This is a genomic window from Ignavibacteriales bacterium (assembly GCA_026390795.1).
Lineage (GTDB): Bacteria > Bacteroidota > Ignavibacteria > Ignavibacteriales > Melioribacteraceae > Fen-1258.
In genome coordinates, this window is record JAPLFG010000002.1 from 268,726 (window position 1) to 282,106 (window position 13,381).

The 13,381-nt window shown below is 30.6% G+C and carries 11 protein-coding genes; all 11 read left to right on the forward strand.

Annotation, left to right across the window (positions count from 1 at the left end; translation table 11 throughout):
* Positions 1 to 66 precede the first annotated feature (66 nt).
* The 11 genes from NTX65_03380 to NTX65_03430 all read left to right on the forward strand — a co-directional run bounded on the left by NTX65_03380 (position 67) and on the right by NTX65_03430 (position 13,354).
* A complete protein-coding gene (locus NTX65_03380) occupies positions 67 to 621 on the forward strand; it encodes an ORF6N domain-containing protein (GenBank protein MCX6168355.1) in 555 nt (184 codons plus the stop codon).
* A gap of 58 nt (positions 622 to 679) precedes the next feature.
* The gene (locus NTX65_03385; GenBank protein ID MCX6168356.1) at positions 680 to 997 is read left to right on the forward strand and encodes a four helix bundle protein; all 318 of its coding nucleotides are present in this window, start codon (positions 680 to 682) and stop codon (positions 995 to 997) included.
* Between the two features lie 548 nt (positions 998 to 1,545).
* Positions 1,546 to 2,070, forward strand: coding sequence for an SLBB domain-containing protein (locus NTX65_03390; protein MCX6168357.1), 525 nt, complete (start codon positions 1,546 to 1,548; stop codon positions 2,068 to 2,070).
* 468 nt (positions 2,071 to 2,538) lie between these two features.
* Complete coding sequence (locus NTX65_03395; GenBank protein ID MCX6168358.1) at positions 2,539 to 3,915, forward strand: MATE family efflux transporter; 1,377 nt, start codon at positions 2,539 to 2,541, stop codon at positions 3,913 to 3,915.
* 288 nt (positions 3,916 to 4,203) lie between these two features.
* The gene (locus tag NTX65_03400; GenBank protein ID MCX6168359.1) at positions 4,204 to 6,930 is read left to right on the forward strand and encodes a right-handed parallel beta-helix repeat-containing protein; all 2,727 of its coding nucleotides are present in this window, start codon (positions 4,204 to 4,206) and stop codon (positions 6,928 to 6,930) included.
* 605 nt (positions 6,931 to 7,535) lie between these two features.
* The gene (locus tag NTX65_03405) at positions 7,536 to 8,573 is read left to right on the forward strand and encodes a radical SAM protein (GenBank protein ID MCX6168360.1); all 1,038 of its coding nucleotides are present in this window, start codon (positions 7,536 to 7,538) and stop codon (positions 8,571 to 8,573) included.
* A gap of 6 nt (positions 8,574 to 8,579) precedes the next feature.
* A complete protein-coding gene (locus tag NTX65_03410; GenBank protein ID MCX6168361.1) occupies positions 8,580 to 8,981 on the forward strand; it encodes a hypothetical protein in 402 nt (133 codons plus the stop codon).
* 8 nt (positions 8,982 to 8,989) lie between these two features.
* On the forward strand, positions 8,990 to 10,123 hold the full coding sequence (locus NTX65_03415; GenBank protein MCX6168362.1) for a DegT/DnrJ/EryC1/StrS family aminotransferase: 1,134 nt from the start codon (positions 8,990 to 8,992) through the stop codon (positions 10,121 to 10,123).
* A gap of 7 nt (positions 10,124 to 10,130) precedes the next feature.
* A complete protein-coding gene (locus NTX65_03420) occupies positions 10,131 to 11,315 on the forward strand; it encodes a glycosyltransferase (GenBank protein MCX6168363.1) in 1,185 nt (394 codons plus the stop codon).
* Positions 11,316 to 11,386: 71 nt separating this feature from the next.
* Positions 11,387 to 12,664 carry a hypothetical protein gene (locus tag NTX65_03425; GenBank protein MCX6168364.1) on the forward strand — a complete coding sequence of 426 codons (1,278 nt, stop codon included), beginning with the start codon at positions 11,387 to 11,389 and terminating at the stop codon, positions 12,662 to 12,664.
* 51 nt (positions 12,665 to 12,715) lie between these two features.
* Positions 12,716 to 13,354, forward strand: coding sequence for a methyltransferase domain-containing protein (locus NTX65_03430; GenBank protein ID MCX6168365.1), 639 nt, complete (start codon positions 12,716 to 12,718; stop codon positions 13,352 to 13,354).
* Positions 13,355 to 13,381 lie beyond the last annotated feature (27 nt).

Consider the following 13,381-nt stretch of genomic DNA (forward strand, 5'->3'; position numbering starts at 1 on the left):
CATGTTCCTATTCATCCATACACTCATTCAACCATGCAATAATTCTGATCTATATCTGTACGTGAGATGAACTCAGCTATTTTAACCGAGAAGATTCTTCCTCTGCTCTTGAAGATACGCGGGCTTGATGTCCTTCTCGACAGCGATGTTGCAGATATCTATGCCGTCGAAACTAAAAGAATTAATGAGGCGGTTAAAAATAATCCGGATAAGTTTCCTAACGGATATATAGTTGAATTAACCCGGGATGAACTCAATCTTTTGAGGTCGAAATTTTCGTCCGCAAAGTTATCTAAAACCAGGTCTCTCCCTTCGGCTTTTACAGAGAAAGGACTCTATATGCTGGCTACAATACTGAGAAGCAAAACAGCTACTAATACCACTCTGGCAATTATCGAAACGTTCGCAAGGATAAGAGAACTTTCGAGGAACATAAAGATTCTCTCCGAAATAGAAGAAGGCAAAGAGAAAAAGGGACTTATTAAAAAGAGCGGTGAGCTAATCTCCGGAATCATTGAGGACGATCTGCGGATAACCAATACTGAAACTTCCGTGGAGTTCAACTTTGCTGTAGTGAAGTTAAAACACGTTGTGAAGAGAGGCGGGAGTAAAAGGGACTAATTATAAAGTACAAATTAAAAATTACTATAATGGTATGGACATTGGATTAGGAAGGCGGTTGTTCGATTTTGCTGTAAGAGTAATTAAATTTTGCAGGCAGCTTCCGAAATCAAAAGAATATGACATTATAAAGAATCAATTAATAAAATCAGCAACTTCATCTGGTGCGAACTATGAGGAAGCTCAAGGTGCAAGTTCAAAAGCAGATTTCGTAAATAAAATTAAAATTGCATTGAAAGAAATGAGAGAATCAAACTACTGGATTAGAATTATTATAAGTATTAAAGAAACCGAAAATGAATTGGACTTCTTATTGAAAGAATCTGAAGAACTAAAGAAAATTCTGGGGGCTATAAGTTCCAAATCAAACAAATAACTTAAACATTTAATTGAATTTCAATAATTTTTTAATTTATCATTTCGAATTTTTAATTCATAGCTTTATATCTGATACCGAAACATCGGTAGAACTTAACTTGGCTGTAGTGAAGTTGAAACACGTTGTCAAGAGGGGGAAAGGGGATAGTTGTAGTAAGTAGAGGAAAAGGCAGAGGGAATGAGTAAGTAAGTGACAGAGTAGCTGAGTGACTGACTACCTCGTTACCTCAATTAGAAGTTTTACCATTTTATATAACGATATAAATAAGATTATTTTAGCACTTAAATGATTCTTCGACTCACTTTACCTTTATCTTACACAATCTTACTTGCTGACTTCTGAGTGCTGAAAGCTGAATGCTGAATACTAACTACTAAATTCTCAATTAGCTATTATCAATTATTAATCGCACTCAAGTATTCAAAGCCGGTTAAAAAACTGTCTACCTTTTGGGGTAAAGATCAAATATTTTGAAGCGGAAGTAAAAAGAAATGAATCCAAATAGTATATTGCAAATAGTAACAAAGAAAATTTAAGGCTGCATTATGAATTACGCATCAAAGTTTCTTTTATTCTTTCTTATAAGCATCATATCAATTCATGCGCAGGTAAAAGATTACGAATTAGGGCTCGATCCGTTAGCTTATAGGGGTAATATATATGGGGGATATTATGATTACTCGAACCCTGAAACCATTAACATTAGTGTCTCTGTCTGGGGCTGGGTCCGGTTTCCCGGCAGATATAAAGTCCCGATTTCCTCAACTGTGGGTGACCTTCTTTCATTTTCCGGAGGACCGTCTGATGCGGCAAGACTGGAAGATCTAAGAATCTATAGGGTAGCCCCGGATTCAACGGAATCTTTGATCTTGTTCAGTTATAATGATGTTGTGTACGAGTCTAATCTGAAATCTAAATACGGCAAAGTCCCTAAACTTGAGGCAGGGGATATACTCCTCGTTCCAGGTGAACCGAGGTTATACGACAGGGATTACTTCAGCATCTGGATGTCGGTGATTAGTGTATTAACATCACTTACAATCCTAATCTATAATATTGTGAAACATTAATTCAATATATATTCTTATACAAATAGCTTTATCTATACAAGTGACTTTTCATTTGAAAAACATTAAATCACTTTATGATTCCTATAATGACATTTTAATAGGAATATGAGAAAAGCACTAATTACTATTATAGAATGGTTCTGAGGGTAATGAGAGCCACAAAAGAGTAGTTCTTTAATAGAGAATGGAATTCTCATATGGCTAAATAATTATACATTTTTTAACCGTTGGAATAAAAATTAAATTTCAGCATTGGATATTAAGCATTTGATAATCGTTACTCGAAAATAAGTCTAAACAAAAGTGTAAATAAAATGAGATAGTCAAACTAATATCTGGCATATTTAATAAACTGGAAAATTTCAAAGAATACTTTGCTAAGTAATTATAAAAAATAACGATACATATTTTGGGTTCATAGTGAGTAATTTATTAATAAGATTCTATCAATAAAATAATTTTATAAAAATGTTTAATTTAATTAATGTCATAACTATAAAAGGAAGAAATTACTTTACAAAAGGACACTCACGTAGTTTAGAAGCTAAAAAAAATATTATTGCTGCTTTCTTAATAAAAGGAGTAAGCATGGTAGTAGGTTTCTTACTTGTTCCCTTAACCATTCATTATGTTAATCCAACGAAATACGGAATTTGGCTTACAATAAGTTCATTCTTGGGGTTTTTTAGTTTTTTTGATATCGGGCTTGGAAATGGATTAAGAAATAGATTAGCAGAAGCACTAGCTGAAAATGATTTGAATTTGGCTAAAATATATATAAGTACAACGTACGCTATAATGTTAATTATCATTATGCCTGTAATGTTAATTTTTGTTATTGTTAATCCTTTCATAAACTGGGTAACGATTTTTAATACACCACTAGAGATGAATCATGAACTTACTACCTTAATGTTTATTGTATTTATTTTTTTTTGTATAAAATTTGTGATTCAGTTGTTCACTCCAATACTATATGCTCATCAAAAACCAGCATTAAGTAATGCAAGTAGTCTAATTGCCAATATTGTTTCTTTGTTTATCATCTATTTAATCACAAAAACAACAGAAGGATCCTTAATATTATTAGGTACTACATTAAGTGTTGTTCCGGTGATAGTTTTATTCATCATGAGTTGTTTCTTTTTTAAGAAGAAATATAAATTGATCTCACCCTCTTTTAAATATGTACAATTTCATTATGCAAGAAATCTATTTAATTTAGGTATTCAGTTTTTTATAATGGGTATTGCAGGTATAATAATTTTCACATCAACAAATATGATTATTTCCCAACTCTATGGGCCTAAAGAAGTAACACCATATAATATTGCATATAAATATTTTTCAACGATTTCAATGATTTTTACTATGGCATTAACACCTTTCTGGTCAGCATTTACTGATGCTCATCATAAAAAAGATTTTAAATGGATTCGATCTGTAATGAAAAAATTAGTATTATTTTGGATACTTTTGTCAATAGTTGCACTAATAATGCTTGTATTCTCACAAACATTCTACAAAATATGGATTGGCCAGATTGTGACAATCCCCTTCAATTTATCATTAATTGTTTGTATTTTTTTCATAATGAACACTTTTGGAAATATATTTACTTCATTTTTAAATGGGGTTGGCAAAATTCGACTTTCCCTTTATAGTGCAATACTTGAAGCAATTTTATTTATCCCCATAGCCATAATTTTTGCAAAATATTTGAAATTTGGTGTAGCAGGAATAATAATAGCCTCTTCCTTTTCGCCTTTAATTGGCAGCATTTGGATGCCAATACAGTACTTCAAAATCATAAATAATAAAGCTTCTGGTATATGGAACAAATAGAATACTTTAAATTATGTCGTGCATTTTTGCAATAAATGGATTATAATAATTTATTTTCTGAGATTCTTTGATAATAGAAATAATCAGATACATGAAATTGTATATTAAATCTTAAGACAACAATTAATATCTTTTAGACCATTTTTTTTGAAACATTACTTTTTCTCTACACTAAAAAATATTATAATCTTATTTTTTATTTTAGGACTAAAAACTTGAAAAAAATTAATAGAACAAAAATTTGGACTCAAGTATGCTAGTTACAATTAAAGCTGAAGGAGTGTAAACATGAAATTGTTACTAAACATTTTGAAGACAATTGAACATAAACTCAAAATTAATACTTTCAGGGTCTTTACCAATTTATTTATTCTTATTAGTCTGAGTTTATTCGCTCAATCACAGAGTGTTTATGTATCAACAACAGGAAATGATAATAATTTAGGTACAAAAGAGAAACCTTTTGCAACTATTTTTCGTGCTCAAAAAGAAGTTCGTCTTTTAATTTCTAAAAGATTAACATCTGATTTAAATATTTGGATTCGAGGGGGTACTTATGAGCTTAGTCACTCAATCTTTTTTGATCCCGAAGATTCGGGTCCAGGAGATTTTCATATTATTTATTCAGCCTATCCAGGAGAAGAACCAATTTTTAATGGGGGAAGAATAATTAAAGATTTTAAGCAAGAATCAAATGGATTATGGAAAACCCAGATTCCAGTAGTACATGAAGGCGGATGGAATTTTGAACAACTCTTTACCAAGGGACAAAGAGTTAAAAGAGCCCATTCTCCTAATAGTGGGTATTATTTTATGCTTAATGTAAACGAAGACACAATTAAACAAAGCAGTAATTCTATTTATAAGTTTAGACAAACTATAAGTGTATCACCTGAAGCAATAAAATTACTGAATCACTTAACAATGAAGGAAATTAGAAATATCATAATGGTTGTGTACGATAAATGGGAAATTACGAAATTGCATCTGGAATCAATAGATTTCCAAAAGAATAGTTTAAATACAATTAGTAAAAATCTTTGTAAATGGGGATATGGCACTAGGTATCAATTAGAAAATTACATGCCGGCCCTAGATAGTGCAGGTGAATGGTTCCTTGATTTTAATGGATACTTGTTTTATAAACCTCTACCAGGGGAAGATATAAATAATGCACAAATCACCGCACCTTTCACTGATCAGTTTGTCGTTTTTAGGGGCAATATCAACGAAAATAAGTTGGTAAAAAATATTTTTCTTAGAGGTTTGACATTTCAATATGGTCAATACAATTTACCCGAAAATGGTTTAGAGCCAAACCAGGCTGCTCATTCTATAGATGCAATGATAATGGCCGATGGTGCAGTCGATATTAAAATTGAAAATTGTGAAATAAAGCATATTGGAAAATATGGAATCTGGTTCCGTAATGGCTGTAAAAATTGCGTAGTTGACAAATGCATTTTGCATGATCTAGGTGCTGGGGGAATACGTATAGGATCTGAATATCTAACAGATAAAGAAAATGAAAAAACAGGAAATATTGTAGTTAATAATAATATTATTCAAACAGGCGGTCAAATTTTTCCTAATGCTGTTGGCATTTGGGTTGGGCAGAGTAGCAATAACGAAGTTACTCACAACGATATTGGAAATTTCTATTATAGTGGCATCTCTGTAGGTTGGACTTGGGGTTATGGTATTAGTTTAGCAAAAAACAATATTATAAATTTTAATCATATTCATAATATAGGTTGGGGTGTATTGAGCGATATGGGTGGAATATATACACTTGGAGAATCGAATGGCACAATAATTAGCAATAATGTTATACATGATGTATTTTCATATAGTTATGGTGGATACGGAATCTATTTAGATGAAGGAAGTAGCAATATTATAGTTGAAAACAACCTTGTTTACAATACAAAAACAGGAGGTTTTTTTCAACACTATGGAGAAAAAAATATCATACGGAATAATATATTTGCTTTCGGCAAAGAACAAGAGCTGCTATGTGTTTTACCTGAAAATCATCTATCATTTACATTTGAAAATAATATTGTTTATTCGGCTCACGGTAATATCATGGATGGACCATGGAAAGCATTAAATTCTAAATTCAATAATAATCTCTATTGGTCAAGAGATGGAAAAATTGACTTTGTAGGTCTATCTTTTAAGGAATGGCAGTCACTGGGACGTGACACTGGTTCTGTAATAAACGATCCATCATTTGTTGACCCAAGTAATTATAATTTTAAATTCAAAGATGAAAAGAATATACGACAAATTGGATTCTTACCATTTGATATTAACATAGCTGGCGTTTATGGCGATATTACTTGGACAAAACTTGCCTCTATTAAAAAATACATTCCATTCGACTCTATTGCTGTTCCACAGCAAGCTCCACTACTTCAACTTGATGAAGGTTTTGAATCAACACCGTTAGGAAGATTGCCTGATCATGCTATTTGCATGGTTGAGAACAAAGGGGATAGCATTTATGTAACAGATGAAACTTCAGCCAAAGGGAAAAATAGTCTTAAAATTGTAGATGCCTTTGGGCTACAACATACCTATGATCCACATTTTTATTATTCACCTCATTATACTCACGGTAAAATAACTTTATCTTATGATATTAAAATCGTAAGTAATTCAAAACTGTTTTGTGAATGGAGAGATTGGCGAAACTCTTCATATATTTCCGGCCCATCTATTTCAATTGCTGATGGAATTATTAAATTCGGCAATAATGAAAATTTGACACTTCCCTTGACCAAATGGATCCACATTGAAATGTCCGCAAACATAGGAAAATCTTTCCAAGGTAATTGGGATTTAATTATTGTTCTTCCTGGTAATGATAAAAAAGTTTTTAAAAATATATTATGTCAGAACAAGAATTTCAGTGACCTTACATGGCTTGGTTTTGGTAGTACAGCTGAATACAAAACTGTTTTTTACATTGATAATCTAAAATTGTCAGCAACTGAAAATGAAAAATAGTTACTTAACTTTTCTCAGAAATATAATTATGTATTCTACCAAACCGGGAATACACTAAGATATTTAGCCTCAAAAGGCTAGAAAAAATTTATGAAACAGAAAAAGATTTTTTTGCCACACCTAATTAGAAGAAGCTAACATAGAAACCATAAATTTATTGAAGAAAAGCTAGTATTAGAAATATTCTTCGGCGATTAAATCCTTATGACAGAATTGGATAAACCTGTTGGCCATTGTAATAGTACCAAGTAATATACAATTTATTAACTTTTCTAACAGAAACACGAATATAGCTAGTATAATAATTTTTACTATGAACAATATGATTAATTCTCAGTTTTATGGAACTAAAGAAGTAACACCCTATAATATTGCATCCAATATTTTTCAACTATTCAAATGATTGTTACTATGTCCTTTTAATCTTTTTACTCACTTTTACCTCGGGATATTTAAAAACAATTTTAATAGAATTCATTTTATTTTACACAAACTAGTATTGTTTTTAATGTAATTAATAATATATATTCGAATCATTAAGGTAATTTTAGTTTTTTATCAGGGACAAATTATGGTGCCTGATATTAATCGAAAGGAAATACAGTATGTTTAAGTACAATTATGTAGCAGATCTGATTGATAGATTAGTCAAAAATGTTGATTATCCAATGCAAGTAGAGTTTCATCCGGGCCCTGACTGCGGTTTTATTCATTGTAGATATTGTTATGGTAAATTGCAAAAAGCTAATGAAGGATTGCTTACAATAGAAGATTATTCAAAGTTATTAGATGACTTAAAAGGTCGAACAAATTTAATAGATATTTCTGGTATAACTACTGATCCTATTAGCTATCCCTATATTTATGAGCTAATTGAATTATTAAAGCAGAGAAATATACATTTTGGAATTCATACAAAGGGTTTCAAACTCGATCAAAAACTTAGTCGTTTATTAAATTCTGGAATGACTGAAGGTAATTTTATTACGTTCAGTCTCGATTCTGCAAATAGTGAAATATATAACTTATTACATGGTGTGAAAAAAGGCGAAGAAGTTTTTGAATATGTTAAAAAGCAGATCAAAATATTAAAACATGAAAAAGAGATTATGAATTCAAAGTTAAGGATAAATTTAGGGTACTTATTGTTTAAGGAAAATTCAAAAGAAGAACATATACAAGAGTTTATAAATACATTCGAAGCATATGCAGATGTTTTGAGATTTTCAATACCTCAAGTGCCTAATCAGGCTCAACCAATTGGATACCTGTCAAACCAAGAAATATCTGAAGTGCTTGAGATGTTAAAAAAGTATGAAAAAAAGAATATAATAGTCCTAAAATTTGATTATTCTGATCATGATAAAAGTTTTAACACTTGTTGGGCACAAAGGTTTAATATCACGATAGACAAAGCTGGTAACGTTTACCCATGCCCTCAAGTAGCCACTTCAGTATATAATCATATTAGTTATGGAAATATTAAAAATCAAAATATTTGGGAGATATGGACATCCAACATTCGCGAGAATATCCTTAAAATGGATGTCGATAAAGAAATGAAGTGTCGGGTTTGTGATAGAAAAGACGAAAATATTAATATTGAGTTAGAAAAAATATTAAATCCAAATAAATATATTTAATTTAAAATGGAAACTGATAAAATATTCAGTACGGATAGTTGTCTTATAGCTATCATTTTAAGAAATGATTTTAGTAAAAGTGGATTAAGTTTTATTACTGATAGTAATCACGAGTTGCAACTAGCCTTTATTGACAACCCTGCTGGACATGTAGTTAGTAAACATTACCATCCTAAATATGATCGAATAATCTCCAGAACATTGGAATGTCTAATTGTTAAAAAAGGTAAAGTGGAAGTTTCATTTTATGATAACCATCAAGAATTTATCATTTCACATATTATTACTGCAGGGGATCTCATCCTTTTCATGGATGGGGGGCATAGTCTCAAGAATATTGATCGAAGTGAATTGATAGAGATAAGACAAGGGCCTTATAATCAAGAATTAGATAAAATTAAATTTTAAGGAAATTAATGGAGAAACGAAATATTTCAGTATGTGAGCCATTTTTAAATGGTAACGAAAAAAAATATATTAATGAAGCCATTGATACTAATTGGATTTCTTCCAGAGGTAAATTTGTTGACCAATTTGAAAATATTTTTGCAAAATACTGTGAAGTAAATTATGCCGTAACTGTATCCAACGGTACGAATGCAATACATTTAGCGTTAAAAGCTTTAGGGATTTCAACTGGTGACGAAATTATTATTCCCGATTTTACAATGATTTGCAGTGTTCTGCCGGTCGTTTATTTGGAAGCTATCCCTGTTTTTGTAGATGCCGAACCTGAAACATGGAATATCGATCCACAAAAAATCGAAGATAAAATTTCAGGAAAGACAAAAGCAATAATGGTGGTTCATATATATGGTCATCCGTGTGATATGAATCCCATCAGAGAGATAGCAAATAAGTATAATCTTCGGATAATTGAAGATGCTGCCGAAGCGCATGGTGCGGAATATTTTGGGAAAAAGTGTGGGAATTTAGGCGATATAGCGGCATTTAGTTTCTTCTCGAATAAAGTTGTAACTACTGGTGAGGGAGGAATGGTTACTACATCTAACGAAACGTATTTCGAAAAATCACGTTACTATAAAGATTTATGTTTTCCTCTTTCCGGAGAACGAACATATTTCCATGAAGATATAGGATTTCAATACAGATTATCAAACATGCAAGCTGCTATTGGCGTTGCCCAAATGGAAAAGATTGACGAGTACATAACCATGAGGCGTAACAATAATAAATTATACCAAGAATTATTACACGATGTTGAGGGTATACAATTTCAACCGGAGAATCCAGGTTGTAAAAATATTTATTGGATGAATGCAATTACAATAGATAAAGATAAATTTGGATTTGCTCGTAATAATTTAATAGAACAATTACTAGATTCAGGAATTCAAACACGTAAATTCTTCTTTCCTATGCACAAACAACCTTGTCTTCAGAATTATAAGGATTATAATAATGGAGATTTCCCTGTCTCAAATTATTTGTCAGAAAATGGAATGTATCTTCCATCAAGCTCGAATTTGAAGAGAGATGAAATTGAATATATTTCAGAGAAAATAAGAAAAATTTGGAATTCAAAGTAGAATTTATATGATCGGAATTTTCCTACCCCCAGTTGCCCTTGATGTAAGTAAAATTAAATATGCAGTAAAGCTTGTTAAAGCTTTTGACAAGCCTGAGTATGTTGGGAGGGCTATCGCATTTGTATATAAAGAAAACATGGAATTAATTAACTCTCACATTCAACATATACAATTAGATGTATATGGATTTAATAGATTTAATAGATCGATATTTTTAAATAAATATATAAAAAAAGCATTTTCCATATTGAATATGCCTATACAGCCGGACTTTGAGCTGGCAATAAAAAAATATCATATTAAATTTGGAATATTTCCGACACCGAATAAAGAAATAATAAGATGCAGTATTCCATACGCCGCAGCTTTTCAATCACTAGGTCATAGGTTAAACCCTGAGCTTCCTGAGACTACAGGAGATGGGCTATGGAAATCGAGAGAGGATGTCTCATCAATTGTATGTAAAAATGCCGATCTGATTTTTATAGATTCTGAGATTGGGAGTGATTACTTAAAATTTTATTACGAACCCAAGGGCGAAATTATTGTCATCCCACATGACGTTCCTGATGAGCTCAATGTAGCCGTGGACGAAAAAAAACAGAAGAAGATTCTTAAAAAATTTAATGTGACAAAGCCGTTTTTATTTTACCCAGCACAATTTTGGCCTCACAAGAACCACATCAGAATATTTGAAGCGATTAAATATCTGCAAAGAAAAGGAATCGATATCCAATTGGTATTTACTGCATCTAGTCAATCAATAAGAAAAAAATACGATATCGAATATAGATTAAAAAGAATTGCAAGAGATTCAAGTATGGAGGATAATATTATCATAACCGGTTATTTAAATGCGGAAGAGATTTTTACTTTTTACAAGAATGCATTGGCAATGATAATGCCGCAATTAATTCCCGAACCTTGTATTCCATTCATAGAATGCATGGGGTTAGGTTGTCCTATAATTGGCTCCGATATACCAGGTATCAAAGAACAAATAAATAACTGCGGAGTTTTGGTAAATCCTTACATAATCGAATCAATTGCAAACGGAATAAAAGAACTTTACAACAATGAATCGAAGCGCAAACTATATATTCAAAAAGGAATTACTAATTATAAAAGTAGTTTACAAAATATTGCCGACTCTTTTTCTTCCATCGAGACGAAAATCAACTCATATTTATAGTCTTCTGGTTTGGATGTATTACATAATTCTAAAATTTTCTTTTAAAACAATCGTTTAGCACCCCAATCTCCATGAAATTATTAAAAACTTTGCCCCCAATATTATTAATAGTAATTCCATTTTTTTGGGAAGCGATGAATATAAAATTAATAGGTAATGAAGATGCTACTTTGGGTAACCTTGCTGTTACTTATACCTGTTTAGTTTTTTTCTTGATTATATTCATTCTAAATTATAAATCTAATAACAATTATTTTTTTACCAGGCTCAGGCCACTTTTAATTTTTAATATTGTTCTAGTAGTAATTTATTCATTACAAATTGTTTTTTCATTAAGCCAGGTTTTGGCGACATTGAGTATTATAAAAAGCTATTTATTTTCTCTTGCACTCCTTTTGTATTTTTCTACTTATTCAATAGAGAAAAAAAAAATTGGAATAAAATATATTTTATTGGCTGTTGTTCCACTATTTATAATTCAATTGGCTCTTTCATCTTGGGAGTCTCATAAAGGTGTTTATATTTTCGGGGATAATGATTGGGTCAATCAACTTTATATAGGGCTAAAAATTGAATCTAGACTAATCTTTTCAATTGTTACGAAAAACTTATTTATTGGCCAATATTTTACGTTACCTTTTTCTGGTTTATTGGGTCAGTGGAATTATTGGGGTACACAATTACCAATTTATAATTTGATATTTTGGTTTTTATTTCTTGTTTATAAGAAAAAAATAGTTGCTCTATTTTTAATTTTAACGCTCATTTCTTCTATATTAAATACTTCAAGGTTTGGTCTTATCGCAATAATAATAACAGATTTAATTCTGTATCTGAAATTCGGGAATAAATCTAAATGGGTATTAGCTATAGGAATGATCATTTTTCTGGGAATAATTTATATAAACTGGGAATCAATTTCAGTTGGATGGTACTTATATATCGGAGGATCGGATACATTAACCACTAGATTTAATTTATATAATTATTTTTCTGAGAAGCTTAGATTCATGAATCTCCAAAGTTTTATCATAGGAGTTGGAACAAAAGAAGGTAGCAATTTAGCTTTTCAAATTAGCGGTAATAATAACTCCTTTGAAAGCGAATTTTTCTCCAAATTATTTTTAACCGGAATATTTGGCTTTACCGCTTTGATCGCTTTTCTATTTAGCTTTTTGAAATATTTTTGGAAGAAAAATGTGTTACAGAAATATTTTGGAATATTATTGTTATTTAATATTGTAACTGTAAGTATAATATCCAATTGCATTTTTAATGTTTATATATTCTCTTTTGTGACGATTATATATATAGTGGTATCCAATTATGATGTTATTTACACCAATTAGTTCATAGACAAAAATAATTATTTTACATAGTTAGTGAAAGGAATAATCTGCTTGAAGATTTTTAAAATATTGTATAACTCTCATTGGTTCCAAAAAAAATGGACTAAACGAACGTTAAAAAGGAATTCGCTTGACTATTCCTACATCTGGGGTAATCCAGAAAAAAACGAGGATACTTTCGGAAATTATTTAAAAATTAAAGATGATTTTCTCTTACCAAATATAAAAGATAAAGTTGTTCTTGAATTGGGCTGTTTGGATGGGAAATGGTCTCAGTATATTATGCCACATTCAAGAGAAGCAATTCTTGTTGATTTAGATAAGTCCATTATTCCCTTATTAGACAAAAGACTCAAAAATAAAAATTACATATTTTATGAAACAAAAGGATTTGAATTAAAAGGAATAGCCAATAAGTCTGTTGATTTTATTTTTTCTATGGACACTTTAGTGAGGGTCAAGAAAAAATATATTAAAAAATATTTTATTGAATTTGAAAGAATTATGAATAATAATGGAAAAATTTTAGTTCATCTACCATGTAATGAATCCAGAATTTCAAGAGATAGAGGATTTACCAATTTATCTGAACAAGAAATTATGAGCATATTAAAGAGAGCAGGGTTCAAAAATATTTTATTAGATTATGATACTATCGTACATGGGGTATTAGTTTTAGCAGGTGTCTAAATATAGTTTAAATCCTAGTAGAAATTT